Source organism: Paenibacillus sanfengchensis (assembly GCF_036864765.1).
Lineage (GTDB): Bacteria > Bacillota > Bacilli > Paenibacillales > Paenibacillaceae > Fontibacillus > Fontibacillus sanfengchensis.
In genome coordinates, this window is sequence record NZ_JBAGJC010000028.1 from 11,726 (window position 1) to 28,401 (window position 16,676).

A 16,676-nucleotide genomic window follows, 5' to 3' on the forward strand; every position below is an offset into this window, starting at 1 on the left:
TGATTATATCGTTGACACATGGATTTCTTGGCCCGGTGCCACGGCAAACTCCCGTCCGCCCGCCGCAATCGGTAGCGGCTCCGGATTACCCGCTTCCGCCGAAATCACGAGCGCTTCCCGTTCGACGCGAATCCGATACGCGCCTTGGCGGAGGCGGACCGGGAACTCCACGGCCCGCCAGGAGGAAGGCAGAGCCGGCTTCAGCGTCGCCTTGCCGCCGTCGTATCGCAGCCCCGCGAAGCCCAGCACGGCGGCCATCCAGGCCCCTCCGTTCGCGGCCGGATGGGTGCCGCCGATATACAGGTCTCCGACGTATTTCTTGGATTCGCCGGTCAAGTCGATCGTCGCCGTCCGCATAAAATACGGATACGCCCAATCCGGCGAACCGATATCGGCCGCCACCAGCGCATAAATGCACGAGCTTAAACTCGACCCGTGCTCGGTGCGCGGTTCGTAATACGCCCAGTTGGCTTTTTTGACGGCCGGGTCGAAGCTGTCCTTGAACAAATGCAGCATCAGCACCACGTCGGCCTGCTTTAATATTTGCGTCGTCGTCGCCAGGCCGTTCCCGCCCCCCAGATATTCGTGCGGATTCAGCATCCTCGATTTTAGCTCCGCTAAGGAAACGTCCCCCAACGCATAATACCCGTCGAACTGCTCGATCAGCCCGCTTCCGGCATCCGGCTCCGGCACATACAAACGGTCATGCATGTCGCGGATCTGTTCCGGCCGGACGGAGCTGCCCGCAAGCAGCGCCTCATGCCGATGCGGTTCGCGGTCTCTCAGCAGATCGAGCGCATCAAGCGCGATGCGGAGGCACGCTTTGACCATCCGGTTCGTGAACGCGTTGTTGTTCACCCGCTCATGGTACTCGTCGGGCCCGGTGACGTCGAGGATTTCATAGCGCTGTTTTCGCGGATTGTAATAACCGTACGAGTAAAAAAACACTGCGCAATCCCACACCGCTTCGGCTCCCCCGTCCAGCAGAATGCTTTCGTCTCCGGTAAACGCGTAGTACTGCCAGATGCCGTACGCTACATCCGCGCTGATATGCACCTGCTTGTCGCGGAAATAGGTGCGCATCGGACGGCCGGTAAACACGTCATTCACGTTGAACAGCGTGCAGGCGTCATCCCCGGTCTCCTGGCTTTCCCAGGCATAAAACGCGCCTTCGTAGCCGTACTCCGCCGCTTTGCGCCGCGCCCCGTTCAGCGTATGCACCCGGTACATCATCAGGTTCCGCGCCACCTCCGGCCGGGTGTACAGGAAGAACGGCAGCATGAACATTTCCGTATCCCAGAACACCGCTCCTTTATAAACCTGGCCGGACAACCCGCGGGCCGGAATCGACACTTTCTCCGAGCGGTCCGGCGCGATGATGTGCAGGTGATACATGCTGTAGCGGAGCGCCAGCTGGGCTTCGTCGTCGCCCTCGATCACGATGTCCGTCGCCCCCCACTTACGCTCCCACCGCTCGGCATGCTCGCGCAGCAGCCGGTCGTAACCCAGCCCGCGCGCTTCCCGGCTGGACTCGGCCGCCGCCAAACGCGGATCGTCAGCCTCGTCCAAGCCGGTAAACACGGATACGTATTTCGACCAGGCATAGGTAGTCCCGGCGCGGCAGTTTAAGCGGATTTTGCGCTGGATCGAAGTTGCCCCGCGAAGAAGCTGCCGCTCCCCGAACCCGCCGTCCACCGCTTCGGCCACGGAAACCGGCACATTCAATTCATGTGTCCATCCGGTGAGCGTCAGCACGTCCCCGGCCCGATCCTCATCGCCCCCGTTTTCCAGGCGCTCCAAATGCGGGCCGTTGATGTCCCAGACGTCGCCGTCGATGCCCGTGACGATCGTAAGTTCGCCGTTCCGGCTGCTCTCCACGGAAATCCGGTTTACGATCAGATGCGGCCGGGCCGCGCTGCAAAACCGCTCGGAGGTGACCGTCACCTGCGCTTCCCCCGCTGTGCGGTACACCGTCCGCCGCCGGTGAACCGCATGGCGGAGATCCAGCGACTGCTCGTGTTCGAGCCGTTCAGGGTCGGAGTCGCCGACTTCGGTCGCGCGATTGCTCAGCACGCTGAGCGGCGTCCCGTCCCAATACAGCGACATCGCCAGCCCGTTCGGCGCATTCACCGGCTCGCGCCACTTGTCCCCGACCTTGTCGTACAGCCCGGCGACGATCGTCGCCGTCAGCTCGTGTTTGCCGAACTCCTCGAGCGTTCCGCGATATCCCAAAACCCCATTGCCGATCATGAACTTGTTGCCGTTCGACGTGATCCGGTCTCGGTCGAATCCGCTTTCCTTTATGATCCAGCTCATCGCACGGCCGCCTTCCGCAGCGGCACCCGGATGCCCGCTTCATCAACGCGGCAAATCTCCCCGTAGACCGTCATTTCCACCTCACCGCCGGACGCCGCCCGGATGGAAACCTGCTCCTGATCCACCTCGACGAACACCTTTGCCCCCTGGTACGTGATGCGGAACCGGTAGCTGTCCCATCGTTCCGGAATGCCCGGATTCAGTACGAGCCGCTCCCCGTCCGAGCGCATCCCGCCGAACCCGTAGACGATGTTCATCCAGGCTGCGGCGATCGAGGTCGTGTGCAGACCCTCCCGCGTGTTGCGGTTGTAATTGTCCAGATCAAGGCGGGTGGCGAATTCAAAAAACTTGTACGCTTCCTCCGAACGCCCGATTTCCGCCGCCAAAATCGAATGGATCGACGGCGAAAGCGACGACTCGTGAATGCAGCGCGGTTCGTAGTAGTCATAGTTCGCCCGCTTTTCCTCCGCCGTAAACTCGCCGCTGTACAGGAACATGAACATCAGCACGTCCGGCTGCTTGATCATGTCGTACCGGTACAGCCGGTCGTACGACCAATGCGAATACAGCGGAAACTCCGTGACCGGGATGGCCTGAATATCAAGATGCGGCAGATCGAAAAAACCGTCATGCTCCTCGTAGATCCCCGTCCGCTCATCCCGGGGGATTTTCATATGCCGGGCTTTGCTCCGCCAGTCGTCCCGCTCTTCCGCCGTCAAGCCAAGCCGGGCCGCCAGCTCGCCGTAAGCCGCCGGAGACACACTTTGCAGATCGTCCAGCACCTCCAGCGTGTATTCGAACAGTTTTTGGGCCATGAAATTGATGTAGCAATTGTTGTTGACCATCAGTTGGAACTCATCCGGGCCCATGACGCCGAAGTAACCGAATTGCCTGGTCTTTTGCCCCCACTGCCCCCGCGTGGCGTAAAATCGGCTGATTTGAATCAGCATTTCCGCACCTTTTTCAAACAAAAACGCCCTGTCTCCCGTCATGCTCACGTAATGGCGCAGCCCGTACGCCACCGCCGTGCCGACATGCAACTGCAGGTTAGAATGCTGCCACAGGTCGCAGCTCTCGGTGCCGTCGATCGTGGCGATCGGATAAAACGCCCCTTCGCAGTCCAGCTCCTTCGCCCGTTCCAGCGCCTCGGGGAGCGTTTTGTAGCGGAATTCGAGCAAGCTTTTGGCCGCCTTCGGGTTATTGAAAATATAAAACGGCAGGCAGTATGATTCCGTATCCCAAAAAGCCAGCCCCCGGTAGGCCTCCCCGGTCAGGCCTTTCGCTCCGATGTTGAAACCGGGATTGTCCCCGTGGTAAGTCTGATATAGCTGAAAAATACAAAAGCGGATGCCCTGCTGATTCTCCGGGTCCCCTTCGATCGCGATATCCGAATCCGCCCATACCCGGGCCCAGTACGCCCGCTGCCCGGCGGCCGCCGTGTCATACCCGTCCCGCGTGTACCGTACCGCCTGGTCCATTCCCGTTTGCCAAAGCGCATCGTCCGTGATGGAGCGGTCTTTTTCGGCGACATTGACGACGAGTTTGTCCAGCACCGTCCGCGCGCCTTGCGTAAGCTTCAGCGCCAGATCCCGGCCGATAAACCGGCCCCCCCGGGCCGGCCTGTTCTCCAGCGCATCCGGTGCCTCGATGCGAAATGCGGAGAACAGACGGTTGCCGGTATTTGCCGTTTGCCCGAGCATCCCCACGATCCCGCCTTCTTCCCCCTGCTTTAGCGTTTCCCAATAGCTGTGCTGACGGTCCTCATGGATCACGGCAAAATCCAGCCCCGTCCGTACGTTCACCGTACCGGAAAAGTTTAGCGGCTCAAACGTGATCCGCTGGCAGCCGAGATAGCTTACCTTCATGCTGACCAGTCGCTCGAAGGAGAGCTTCAAGTCTTTTCCCCCGGTCAGATGCCAGATGAATTCCCGGGTATAAATCCCGGTTCGGAAATCCAATTCTCTGCGAAACCCGCTAAACCGGCTCTCCGCCAAATCCAGCGGCTCCCCGTCCAACTCAATCCGCGTATGCAGCCAATCCACCGCATTCACCATAAAACGCAGCGATTTGATAATCCCTTTGTAATGAGCCGTGACCGGGCTCTCCTCGAACAGTCCGTTAAAATAGCTGCCCAGCAGGGAGTCCCCGCCGTATCCTTCCTCCGGATATCCCCTGACCCCCATATATTCGTTTCCCAGTGAAAAAATAGATTCGGACACCCGGTTCCGTCCCCGGTCAAAACCTTCCTCCACAACCTTCCATGGATCAATGTGCAAATATCTGTCCGCGATTTTCGGCATGCTCCGTCCTCTCTTTCTGTATAATTCGCATGATCGTGCGATAGATAGCGCGCCTAATAACGCGTCTTGCCGCGCGCTTGCCCGCGGTCCTTCGCGAACCGCCGCTTTCCGCGTCATAGATCGACGGACGCCTCAAGGCCGCTTCCTCTCATCCAGCTTAGCGGAACAGCCATCTTCGCCAAATGTCCATGTCTAATGAGCTTATGTGCGATTATACGGTGTTGGATCGGAACTCTTCGTTTAATAGGAATAACCTATAAACACAATATGTATTATATATTTCCACAATTGAGCCGCATGCTGCATAATAAACCCAACAACCTATCCGACAGGGGGATAAAAGAATGAGCGGAAATCAAGTTTGGCAGCCGGGCATGTATGATGACAAGTTAGGTTTTGTCTCGGCGTATGGGAAGGGCGTCGTCGAGCTGTTGCATCCCCAAAAAGGGGAGCGAATTCTGGACCTGGGGTGCGGAACGGGGGACCTGACGCAGCAAATCGCCGATGCGGGAGCCGATGTGAGCGGCATGGATTTGTCGGCGCCGATGATCGAGCAGGCGCGGCAAAAATATCCCGGCCTCGACTTCCGGGTCGGAGACGCCGAAAGCTTTCGGCTCCCCGAACCGGTGGACGCCGTGTTCTCCAATGCGGCTCTGCACTGGATGAAGGACGCCGGGGCGGTTGCCGATTCCGTCCGGAACGCGCTCAAACCCGGCGGCCGCTTCGTGGCCGAATTCGGCGGCAAGGGCAATGTCCTGGCGATTGTCCAATGCCTGGCGGAGGTGCTGCGAAGCGATTACGGCTTGGATGTCGGCCCGCTGAACCCCTGGTACTTCCCCAGCCTCGGCGAGTACAGCGCTTTGTTGGAAGAAGCCGGCTTCCGCGTCACCTTTGCGGCGCATTTTGACCGCCCCACCTTGCTCGGCGAAAACCGGGAAGGCCTGTTCCATTGGCTGGACGGGTTTGCGGCCGGCCCTTTCTTGTCCGGCTTCGGGCAAGCGGAGAAGAAGGAAATCTTTCAGAAAGTCGCCGATTTAGCCGAAGAGCAGCTTTACCGGGACGGCTCCTGGTATGCGGATTATGTGAGGCTCCGGATTGTAGCCGTCAAGCCGTCCGGTTGACGGACATTCGGAAGTTGCAGATAACTGCGGACCCTGTTTACTTGCTTGTCAGGCTAGAGCGTGAAATGTTTAACGGGAAAACCTCCCGCTAAAATTGCCCTTCTTGGCCCTAGGATCCAAATTAGCTGGAAAAGCTCCATCTATTTTACGGCCCACCCGCCGATATCGGCAATTTCAAGGCGAATTAGCGGGAGGTTTTCCAGGTAACTCTCTCCCCAGCCGCATAGGGACCTAATTAACGGGAGGAATTCCCGTTAATTGATCCAAGGTTAAAGAAAACACCCCGAATCAAATCGGGGTGTTCCTTCGGCGGATATCCAATTCAGGCGGATCTACTTCTCCCCCTGCTCCTTATCCGCTTGCTCCACTTTCCTCATATATTCGTCATATCGCCCGTCTACTTCCTTGGCCATACTCCGGTACTTTCGCGTTTCCTCCACAATCGGGTCCAAATTCGTCTGGACGCGAATCTCGTATCTGGGCGACAACCTTCTCCGCTCTTCCCTTTTGCGTTCTTCCTCGCTCCCGATTTCCTGTTCCGTCAGCATCTCGCTAAGCTCTCTTTCCAGTTCTTTGTTATCGCTCATCAGATGACACTCCTTCCGGAAAATAGAGTATAGAGTATGGGAACCGGGGTTCTTCTACAATCCCGTTGCCCCCGCAGCCGAAACGACATCAAGCAGCTGCTGCTGAATTTTACCGTTGCTGGCGATCAGATTGCGGACTCCAATGTCATAAGGGTTGCCCGCGGTATCCGTCACTATTCCTCCCGACTCCACGACGAGCAGCGCGCCGGCCGCCGTATCCCAGGCGTTGAGGTTTACTTCGTAATAGCCGCTGAGCCGGCCGGCCGCGACATAAGCCAGATGAAGCGCGGCCGAACCGCCGGCCCGCAGGCTCCGGGCCCTGTCGGCCAAAGCGGTGATGCCCTTCAGATTGATAGGAGCGGCCACCTCGCGGTCCGGATTAAAGCCGATCGCAATCACGCTGTCCGCCAGGAGCGCCTCCTCCGAGACCCGCGTCGGATTTCCGTGCATATAAGCGCCCTTGCCCTTTTCCGCTACGAACATCTCATCCCGCATAGGGTCGTAAATCACCCCGATGATGACATCCCCCTTATAAGCCAACGCGATGGATACGCAAAAAAACGGAAATCCGTGCACGAAGTTGGTCGTACCGTCCACAGGATCGATAATCCATAAGTACTCGGATTGCTTCGCTTCCGCCACTGCGGCTGCCGAAGCTTCCGCTCCGGGGGCCACGCCTTCTTCCCCCAAAATGTCATGATCCGGGAAATGGGTCAGGATCAGCTTGCGGATCATCGTCTCCGCGCCCTTGTCCACATCGGTGACCAAATCCTGCGGAGAACACTTCGTGCTCAGATCCTTGACCATGCCGACCCGGCTTTTGATCCATTCCCCCGCTTTCGCGGCGCAATTGATCGCCACCGCCATCGGACTTTTGCTGCCTACAACATAAGGAATACTAGGTTTGGATTCCAATGGTTTCACACTACTTTCTTCAATAATCTATAAACCGGTGCAACTTCTCTATGAATCTTCTAAAATTTCCCTTTTTAAAATCATACGCCGGCAAGGTGGCAAAGTTGCGCCTTTTTAGACCTTCCCTTCACAAAAGGGCAACCTGTCCGAAGCGGCTTCCATTATATAAAAAGTCCGCCCCGGCATGGCTGGCCTCAGCCGCCCGGAAACGAACTTCTTGTCTTCAAAGTCTCAGTTAAGCCCCTACGATATTATACCCGCCGTCGACATAAATCACTTCACCGGTTATACCGCGGGACAAGTGGCTGACCAGGAACATGGCGGTATCGCCCACCTCTGCCACATCCGTCGTTTTGCGCAGCGGCGCCTTCTCTTCCACCTGTTTCAAAATTGAGTTGAAATCGCTGATGCCTTTCGCCGCCAGCGTGCGGATCGGCCCCGCGGAAATCGCATTGACCCGAATATTGCGGGGGCCCAGGTCGTTGGCCAAATAGCGGACGGAGGATTCCAAAGCCGCCTTTGCGACGCCCATGACATTATAGTTGCGCATGACGCGCTCCGCACCCATATAGGTCATCGTCATAATGCTCCCGCCTTCGGTCATGAGCGGAGACAAGCGCTTCGACACGGCGACCAGCGAATAGACGCTGATATCGTTGGCGAGGGCGAACCCTTCGCGCGAAGTATCCTGAAACTCGCCCGCCAAATCTTCCGCTTTGGCGAACGCAATGCTGTGAACCAAACCGTGCAGTACGCCAAATTCCGTCCGCAGCGCATCCGCGAGTTTATCGATATCTTCGTCGACCGTCACGTTGCAGGGAAGGATGAGCGAATTCGGTATACTTTCCGCCAGCTTGCGCACCCGTCCTTCCACGCGTTCGCTCTCGTATGTAAAAGCGAGGCGAGCTCCCTGCTCCGCCAGGCTCTGGGCGATCGCCCAGGCAATACTGCGGTCATTGGCCACGCCCATGACGACGATATTTTTTCCTGCCAATAATTCTCCCATGAATGAAAGACCTCCTCATCAAAATACGACCGGCTTCTTTGTGTTCAACTTACCTTATTTCCCCGACAATTTCAAGGCCGCAAGCCAAAGACTTACGGCCTGATCCGTACGCTGGCTCCATCCAGAATTTCCACCCCGTCGCCTTCATGACGGGCCAGATCCTCCATGAGAGCGAACAGAGCCCCATCCTTGAGCTTTGCTTCGAGCATCACGTCGACGCGGTCCGTCCCTCTGGCGATCCTGCGCAGGAAATCAAGCAGCGGCCCGGCAATCACATGGTCCGCGTGTCCCCGCGGATCGTTCGCGCTCTTGGGGCTGGAGGCATGAATCTTCGGCGGCAGCGGATCGTCCGCGGGCGAGCCTGCCTGCGCGTAAGAGCTTGTCCAGGACTGCTTGATTCGCGGCCACAGCTCCGCTGGGTCTTCCCCCTCGTTGTTCACCCACTGGTGGTGAATATCCAGAACCATCGGCAAATTCAGAGCTTCCGCTATTTCAAGCGTCTCCCGGGCGTTGAAAGTCTTGTCGTCGTTTTCGAGCGTCAGCCTTTCCTTCATCCGGTCCGGCAGAGCCGCCGCATTCTCTTTGAACCGTTCACCCGCGGACAGCTTGTCCCCGTAAGCGCCCCCGACGTGAATATTGTTCTTCGCCCGCCCGTCCAGACCCATCGCCTCCAGCATGCCGACGTGGTACTCCATATCGCGGAGCGAGCTTGCCAGCACTTCCGGCCGGGGGGTGCTGAACACCGTGAAATGATCGGGGTGAAAAGAGGCGCGTATGCCGTGCTTTTTTACGAAATCCCCAACCTCGGCAAAGGATTTCCCCAAAGCCCGAAAAGGGTCCCAATCCGCAAGAGCCTCGTGGGTCGCCAGCGGAATAAGCTTGGAGGAGAAGCGGTAGACCTTGATATCGTGGGCCACGTTATGACGAAGAAGCCGCAGCGTATTGTGCAGATTCTCCGCGGCAATCGACTCCAGCCTGCGCACGGCGGCCTCACGGTCCGTCAGATTGCTGAACGTTTTGAACGTCATCGTCTTGGAGGGAGAAGCATTCGCTACGACCGTGGACATCGCGACATAACCGAACCGTACGATCACTTCGCTCCGGCTTCCCCGAAAAACATTTCGTAAGCCAGCGCCGTTTGCACGGCGGACTCTTCCTCGGTCAGCGGCCGGATGAGCTGCAGCTCCACCGACGTAACCTCTTCCCCGTTGAAATTGATCTCGGCCACGCAGGCCGTAATCTTGACGATCGCCACCGCCTTGTTGTCGGGGGCGTAGGCAATCACCTTTTGCCCGGTCGGAAATACGCGCAGACCTTGCTTCAGCATTTTGCCCCGGCCATATTCCAGCAGTTCGTATAACTCCTGCTCGCTCTTAAACTTGCATACCGAGTTAAATTCCGTTTGAAAACCCATCGTCTCTTCATCCTTTCGTCTTGGAGTCTGACGTGGTGATTTTTCTTCCGCCTATACGACCCCGTTCTCGAAGTCGAGGCTTTGCCGCGATTCGTACCGCTCCAGCGCAAGCCCGATCAAGCGGTCAAGCAGCGCTTCATAGGATACGCCGGTTTCGCGCCAAAGCAGCGGATACATGCTGAACGGGGTAAACCCGGGCATCGTATTCACTTCATTGATCAAAAGCTTATTGTCGGACTTTCTCAGGAAGAAATCCGCCCGGCACAGCCCGTTACCGGCGATCGCCTTGAACGCCTTGACCGCGAGATCGCGGACGAGTTCCGCAATCTCCGTATCCAATGGGGCGGGAATCAGCATCTGCGATTTGCCGTCCAGATACTTCGCCTGGTAATCGTAGTATTCGCCCGAGGAGACGATTTCGCCCGGTACGGAAGCGAGCGGCTCGTCATTGCCGAGCACGCCGACCTCCACCTCGCGGGCATCCACGAACTCTTCGACGATCACTTTCACGTCATAACGGAAGGCGTTCGCAATGGCCCCCATCAGCTCTTCCCGCGATCTTGCCTTGGAGATCCCTACGCTGGACCCGAGATTTGCCGGCTTGATGAAGCACGGGTATCCCAGTTTCTCTTCCATGCCCTGCAGGAGGACATGACTGCTGCGCTCCCATTCGGAAGCGGTAAAATAGCAGTACTTACACTGCTCCAGGCCCGCCTTGGCGAACAGCTTCTTCATGATGACTTTGTCCATCCCCGCCGCCGAGGCCAGCACGCCGGCGCCGACATACGGCAGGTTCGCCATTTCGAACAACCCCTGAATCGTACCGTCTTCCCCGTTCGTCCCGTGCAGCAGCGGAAAAGCGACGTCGATCGCCGGCTTGCCCGTGGCCAGACCGTTAAACAATAAATTGATCGCTTCCGCCGTACCCCCGGTAGCCTGTTCAAGCTTCAACTCTTCGAGCGCGGTAAAAGGAGCGTTCAGCTTACCGCCGACCCTCCACTCGCCCCGCTTTGTAATATAAAAAGGAAGCAATTCGTATTTCGCGTAATCAAACGCTTTGGAAACCGCAAACGCCGTTTGCAGCGAAACCTCATGCTCTCCCGATTTTCCGCCGTAAATCAGCCCTACGGTCAATTTTTCCTGTCCCATGTGCAACCTCTTTTCGAATATTAGGTAAGGGTCGTTTACCTCACCCCTTAGTATGGTCAGAACCTGTCGGCAATATGGAAAAAACGATAAACGGTATTCTCGGTCCAGGCGTAGGAATCCCGGTAATCCCAGTACCTGTGCTTGCTCGGCACGGTATGGGCGTTCACCAGCGGCATTCCTCCCGCATCAAAGGCGGTGACGATGGTGCTGTGCTGATAAGCCCCGTTGCCGTCCCAATCGTAGATGATCACATCGCCAAGCTGAAGCTGCTCCGGCCTGCTTACGAGCTCCGCACGAAGTCCGGTGTCGCTGTTCGCCAAATAACGTTCCAGGGCATTCGCTACTGACCAACTGTAGCTCCAGGCTTCCCGGCCCCCAAGATATCCCTTGTACCACCAGCCCGATTCTCTTTTTCCAGTATAGTTTATCGGGGCTCCGCCTGCAAAGAGGCACTGGGAGATATAGTTGGTGCAATCCACTTCGAATGCGGCAAATTCGGGGTTAAAGCTGTCCCACCACCGGTCCGCATACAAAACCGCGTCTTCACGCCGGTAAGGATTGCTTCGCAGCCCCCCGCCGCCAAGGACTTCCCGGTTTAAAAACGGTCTTGGCGAACGGCCTGCGCCACCCTGCTGACGGGAGTTCTCCTCGCCGGGAAGAACCGTTGGTGCGCTCCGTTCGGGCACGGGTTGAATGACCCGTGTTATGCTCCAGCCTTCCCCTTCGCGCTGTAGGGTTAGGCGCTGCTTGACAATCCGCTCCTCCTGGTGGCGGGCCCCGCCTTTTTCGTAATCCATTTTGCGGGCCAGGAGCAATTCCACTTCCATCTCTCCCTCGCGCCGCTCGATTTCCCGAAGCAGCCTGGCCCGGGTTTCGCACCTGAGCGGGACGGCTCCGCGCTCCCGGTACCATTCATCCAGCTTGCGCTTTTGCTCCCCGCGGCGAAGCAAATAATCCAGGTCCGTAATCAAGGTGTTGTCCGCCCGCACCCGGTAATCCACCACATCCTGGTTGCTCTGATTGACATATAGGGACAACGTTTTTTTCCAATCCTCCGCCATGGTCCGGTCTCCTCCTCGATCTATTGCTTTCAAGCACAAACTCCCTCGTCCTTCATCCTGTTACCCTTGAATTCCCATTACGAGAAGTATATGACCCCCCGGGGCCGAGTATGTGCTGAAAGCCTATTCAGGCGCGCCGCAACGCCAAACAAGCGGCTCGAATGGCAACAAAAAGTTCTTTACTCACCGCCGGGAGGACAGTATACTTAATATAAGAGGTTTTTGAAATAGTGTTTCATCTAGTGAAACAAGGAGGTTCATCCATGTCAAAGAACGATTTTTTCTCCAGCAGCCGGACGCTTGAGGTCGGTGGCAAGAGCTACCGTTACTATGACCTGCAAGCGCTGGAGCAGCAAGGACTGGGGAAAATCAGTAAACTGCCGTTTTCCATTAAAGTGCTGCTCGAAGCAGCCGTCCGTCAGTTTGACGGAAGAGCCATCACGGAAGAGCATGTTAAGCAGATCGCCGGCTGGAGCGAGGGCAGGGATGAGAACAAGGAAATTCCTTTCATTCCCGCCCGCATCGTCCTGCAGGACTTCACCGGAGTTCCGGTCGTTGTCGATCTCGCCGCCATGCGCGATACCGTGAAGAAAGCCGGCGGGGATCCGAAGCAGATCAACCCGCTCGTTCCCGTGGACCTGGTTATCGACCACTCGGTTATGGTCGATGCCTTCGGAACGCCGGAAGCGCTGGAATACAATATGAACGTCGAATTTGAACGCAATGAGGAACGTTACCGGTTTTTGCGCTGGGCGCAAACCGCCTTCAACAACTTCCGCGCCGTGCCGCCGGCAACCGGGATCGTGCACCAGGTTAACCTGGAGTATCTCGCTTCCGTGGCGGCGACCAAAACGGTTGACGGCGAAACAGTCGTCTTCCCGGATTCTCTCGTCGGAACGGACTCCCACACGACCATGATCAACGGCCTCGGCGTCGTTGGCTGGGGCGTCGGGGGCATCGAAGCCGAAGCCGGCATGCTGGGGCAGCCGCTGTATTTCGTCACGCCGGAAGTCATCGGCTTCAAGTTGACCGGCAGCCTGACGGAAGGCGCTACGGCGACCGACCTCGCTCTTACCGTTACGCAAATGCTGCGTAAAAAGGGCGTCGTCGGCAAATTCGTCGAGTTCTACGGACCGGGTCTGGCCAACATCAGCCTGGCTGACCGTGCGACGGTAGCCAACATGGCGCCGGAATACGGCGCGACGATCGGTTATTTCCCTGTCGATCAGGAGACGCTGGCTTACCTGCGCAGCACGGGACGCTCCGAAGAGCAAATCGCGCTGGTTGAAGCTTACTATAAAGCCCAAGGCATGTTCCGTACGAGCGAAACCGAGGATCCGGAATTCACCGACCTCATCGAGCTGGATCTGGCCTCCGTCGTACCGAGCTTGGCCGGACCGAAGCGGCCGCAGGACCGGATCGAGCTGACCGAGATGAAGGACAGCTTCAACAGCATCATTCGCACGCCGGTGGACAAGGGCGGATACGGATTGAGCGACGAGAAAATCGCGCAGAAAGTTCCCGTCAAGCATCCGAGCGGCGAGACCAGCGTGCTGTCGACGGGGGCCGTTGTCATAGCGGCGATCACGAGCTGCACGAACACCTCGAACCCGAGCGTGATGCTGGGAGCCGGCCTGCTGGCGAAAAAAGCCGTGGAACGCGGCCTCAAGAAGCCGGGCTACGTCAAGAGCAGCTTGACGCCAGGCTCCCTGGTCGTCACCGAGTACCTGGCGAAGGCCGGGCTCATCGAGCCGCTGGAAGCGCTCGGGTTCCACGTGGCCGGCTACGGCTGCGCCACCTGTATCGGTAACTCCGGCCCACTGCCGGACGAAGTCGGCGCGGCGATCGCCGAAAACGATATGACCGTGGCGGCCGTCCTGTCCGGGAACCGCAACTTTGAAGGCCGCGTTCATGCGCAGGTCAAAGCGAACTATCTCGCTTCGCCGCCGCTCGTTGTGGCCTACGCCCTGGCCGGTACGGTCAATATCGACCTGCAGAACGATCCGCTGGGCTATGACCAGAACGATCAGCCGGTATACCTGAAGGACATCTGGCCTTCTTCCGCGGAAATCAAGGAAGCGATCGGCCTGTCCGTCAGTCCGGAAATGTTCCGCGCCAAATACAAGAACGTATTTACGCAGAACGAGCGCTGGAACGCCATTCCGGTACCGGAAGGCGAACTGTACGAATGGGACGGGAAATCAACGTACATTCAGAATCCGCCATTCTTTGAGAAGCTCGGAGACGGCCTGCAGGATATCGCCGATATCCGCAGTGCGCGCGTGCTTGCCCTGCTCGGCGATTCCGTCACGACGGACCACATCTCGCCGGCAGGCAACATCTCGCCGACCAGCCCGGCCGGCATCTACCTGAGCGACCGCGGTGTCGCCCGCAAGGACTTCAACTCCTACGGCTCCCGCCGGGGGAATCATGAAGTCATGATGCGCGGCACGTTCGCGAACATCCGGATCCGCAACCAGGTGGCTCCGGGAACGGAAGGCGGCGTGACGAAGCATCTGCCTTCGGATAGCGTCATGTCCATCTATGACGCTTCGATGAACTATCAGGCGGACGGGCAGAACCTGGTCGTGATCGCCGGCAAAGAATACGGCACCGGCAGTTCCCGCGACTGGGCGGCCAAAGGCACCTACCTGCTCGGCGTCAAAGCCGTCATCGCCGAAAGCTTCGAGCGGATTCACCGCAGCAACCTGGTCGGCATGGGCGTGCTGCCGCTGCAGTTCCAGGAAGGCCACGGCTGGAAGACGCTTGGCATCGACGGAACGGAAGTGTTCGATATCGTCGGCCTCAGCAATGAAGTGAAGCCGGGCCAGCAACTCACCGTGATCGCTACGCGCCAAGACGGCACGCAGTTCGAATTCCCGGTCACCGCGCGGCTGGACAGCATGGTGGATGTAGACTACTACCATAACGGCGGCATCCTGCAAACCGTATTGCGGCAGATGATTCAAGCAAATAACTAAGCCGCGGACCGAGGTTCGCACCGCTCCTGGATTCTCTTCTCTTTGCAACCCGAAAGAGGCTGTCCCAAAAGTAAACTTTGGAACACCCTCTCCAACAAAATAGGATGATATTTGTAAAAAAAGAAGGAGCTAAGCGGGCTGTTTTCGCTTAGCTCCTTCTTTTTTGGAGTCTACGGCGGCTTTCTTAAGCAAATTGTGGGCAAGGGAAAGCCAGCCGACCTCCAGACTTACTTTTTGTAAGCCTCGAAGCAGAAACCTTTTAAAGCCTCGGTTGTTCTTCATATCGCCAAACACAGGTTCCGGCTCGATCATGCGCCTTACGGCCAAGGCATAACCTTCTTCACTGCGGAGTTTTTGCCTTGCCTGGCTCTTTAACCGCAAATACTTCATACTAACTTTGATCTCACGATCACCCTGGGCTTGTGTACACTGCGGCTTTAACGGACAACCCTCGCAGCCGGAGCTTCGGTAATGTCGGTATTCGATTTCATACCCACTTTCTGTTTTCTCCTTACTCCCTCTCCGGAAATGGAGCGTTTGCCCAGCCGTGCATGTCCATGTATCTTGTTCGCTGTTATAGGTCCAATTGTCGATTTTACTAATATCCTTTTGCCATGCCTTACTCTTTTCGCGGTGATAGGTGCTGTATTTGACGATGGCTTCGACTTCATTTTGCTCCAGGTAGTCATAATTCTCTTCACCACCATAGCCCGCATCGGCGATGACGGTGCCCGGGAGCTTTCCTAACTGCGATTTTAACTTTTCAAGATGCGGGATGAGGCAGCGCGTATCGGTCGGGCGCTGGTGTAAACTGTAACCGACAATAAATTGATTTTCGGTGCCGATCTGCACATTGTATCCCGGCTTGAGTTGACCATTTCGCATGTGGTCTTCTTTCATTCGCATAAATGTAGCGTCAGGGTCCGTTTTGCTGTAGCTGTTTCTAGTACCTAAAATTGCTTGTTGTGTTTCGTACTTTTGAAGACGCGGAAGCAAGTCCTTACGGAGGGTGCGCACCGCCTTCTTGAGCGGCTTGTCTTTCGGTTTCTCCCGCAGGCGCTCTTCCAATTGCTTGACTGCTTGCTCCAGCTTCTCACTGGTCATAGTAGAGGACTCACCCAGCTCGAGAAGATCCCGACCTTCGTGAATTCCTTCTTCTTGCTTCTCCGCTTCCTCAATGGCTTCAAATAGGGTCTGGACTTTCTCCTGAAGCTTGGCTTTATGCTTCACCATAGCCTTCCCCCAAACAAACGTATATCGGTTGGCATTCGCTTCAATCTTAGTGCCGTCTACAAAATAATGCTCCAACTGTATGTAGTTCTCCTCTGCCAGAAACTGAAGAACGGCAGTAAACACAGTCTCCAGTGTGCTTTTCATTCGTTCTGATCGAAATCGGTTGATGGTACGGAAGTCTGGGCGCTGACGACCCGCGATCCACATAAACATGATGTTTTCGCGGACAGCTTTGGCGATCTGGCGAGAGGAATAGATGCGCTGTGTGTAGGCGTAAATGATAACTTTGGTGAGCATTTTAGGATGGTAGCTGTCTCGTCCGCCTCCAGGGTAAGACGGGTCGAAGATAGCGTCGTCGAGACGATTTACGGCGGCGTTAACCACGCGAACGAGATGATTTTCGGGGATATCCTCTTCTAAATCCATTGGTAAACAGAGTTGATCCATGGTATATTGAATGTACAAAAGAAACCTCTCCTTTTGGGTAATGGTTGGTGGTACTTCCATTTTACCAAAGAGTGGTTTCTTTTTGTTTGACAAACTAAAAGAGGTTGCCCCTCAGTCATCTATGATGACTTTTGGGACAGCCTCTT

At 56.9% G+C, this 16,676-nt stretch carries 12 protein-coding genes; 2 read left to right on the forward strand and 10 right to left on the reverse strand.

The window, feature by feature from the left end; translation table 11 throughout:
• Positions 1 to 3 precede the first annotated feature (3 nt).
• Together V4U84_RS26600 and V4U84_RS26605 are read right to left on the reverse strand one after the other, a co-directional pair.
• Complete coding sequence (locus V4U84_RS26600; RefSeq protein ID WP_334078238.1) at positions 4 to 2,316, reverse strand: glycoside hydrolase family 65 protein; 2,313 nt, start codon at positions 2,314 to 2,316, stop codon at positions 4 to 6.
• Positions 2,313 to 4,616: a glycoside hydrolase family 65 protein gene (locus V4U84_RS26605; RefSeq protein WP_334078239.1), complete on the reverse strand. Its 2,304-nt coding sequence runs from the start codon at positions 4,614 to 4,616 to the stop codon at positions 2,313 to 2,315. The genes V4U84_RS26600 and V4U84_RS26605 overlap by 4 nt, the downstream gene beginning before the upstream one ends.
• 344 nt (positions 4,617 to 4,960) lie before the next feature.
• Here V4U84_RS26605 and V4U84_RS26610 point away from each other — a divergent pair, with 344 nt between their 5' ends.
• Positions 4,961 to 5,737 (forward strand): class I SAM-dependent methyltransferase, encoded by a 777-nt coding sequence (locus V4U84_RS26610; protein ID WP_334076103.1) that lies wholly within the window; start codon positions 4,961 to 4,963, stop codon positions 5,735 to 5,737.
• Positions 5,738 to 6,069: 332 nt separating this feature from the next.
• On the opposite strand, the gene V4U84_RS26615 is transcribed toward V4U84_RS26610, so the two are convergent.
• From V4U84_RS26615 to V4U84_RS26645, 7 genes are all read right to left on the reverse strand, one after another.
• Positions 6,070 to 6,324: a hypothetical protein gene (locus V4U84_RS26615; protein ID WP_334076104.1), complete on the reverse strand. Its 255-nt coding sequence runs from the start codon at positions 6,322 to 6,324 to the stop codon at positions 6,070 to 6,072.
• A 54-nt stretch (positions 6,325 to 6,378) separates the two neighbouring features.
• Entirely contained in the window at positions 6,379 to 7,239 is an 861-nt protein-coding gene (locus V4U84_RS26620; RefSeq protein WP_416367305.1) for an inositol monophosphatase family protein, read from the reverse strand.
• A 235-nt stretch (positions 7,240 to 7,474) separates the two neighbouring features.
• Positions 7,475 to 8,245, reverse strand: coding sequence for an enoyl-ACP reductase FabI (gene fabI / locus V4U84_RS26625; RefSeq protein WP_334076105.1), 771 nt, complete (start codon positions 8,243 to 8,245; stop codon positions 7,475 to 7,477).
• Positions 8,246 to 8,337: 92 nt separating this feature from the next.
• Positions 8,338 to 9,339 carry a UV DNA damage repair endonuclease UvsE gene (gene uvsE / locus V4U84_RS26630; protein WP_334076106.1) on the reverse strand — a complete coding sequence of 334 codons (1,002 nt, stop codon included), beginning with the start codon at positions 9,337 to 9,339 and terminating at the stop codon, positions 8,338 to 8,340.
• Positions 9,336 to 9,659 (reverse strand): hypothetical protein, encoded by a 324-nt coding sequence (locus tag V4U84_RS26635; RefSeq protein ID WP_334076107.1) that lies wholly within the window; start codon positions 9,657 to 9,659, stop codon positions 9,336 to 9,338. The genes uvsE and V4U84_RS26635 overlap by 4 nt, the downstream gene beginning before the upstream one ends.
• Before the next feature lie 51 nt (positions 9,660 to 9,710).
• On the reverse strand, positions 9,711 to 10,808 hold the full coding sequence (locus V4U84_RS26640) for a D-alanine--D-alanine ligase (RefSeq protein WP_334078240.1): 1,098 nt from the start codon (positions 10,806 to 10,808) through the stop codon (positions 9,711 to 9,713).
• 56 nt (positions 10,809 to 10,864) lie between these two features.
• A complete protein-coding gene (locus V4U84_RS26645; RefSeq protein ID WP_334076109.1) occupies positions 10,865 to 11,869 on the reverse strand; it encodes an amidase domain-containing protein in 1,005 nt (334 codons plus the stop codon).
• A gap of 263 nt (positions 11,870 to 12,132) precedes the next feature.
• Between V4U84_RS26645 and acnA the strand changes: the two genes are divergently transcribed.
• A complete protein-coding gene (acnA, locus tag V4U84_RS26650) occupies positions 12,133 to 14,850 on the forward strand; it encodes an aconitate hydratase AcnA (protein WP_334076110.1) in 2,718 nt (905 codons plus the stop codon).
• Between the two features lie 129 nt (positions 14,851 to 14,979).
• On the opposite strand, the gene V4U84_RS26655 is transcribed toward acnA, so the two are convergent.
• Positions 14,980 to 16,548: an IS1182 family transposase gene (locus V4U84_RS26655; protein WP_334077428.1), complete on the reverse strand. Its 1,569-nt coding sequence runs from the start codon at positions 16,546 to 16,548 to the stop codon at positions 14,980 to 14,982.
• Between the last annotated feature and the right edge of the window lie 128 nt (positions 16,549 to 16,676).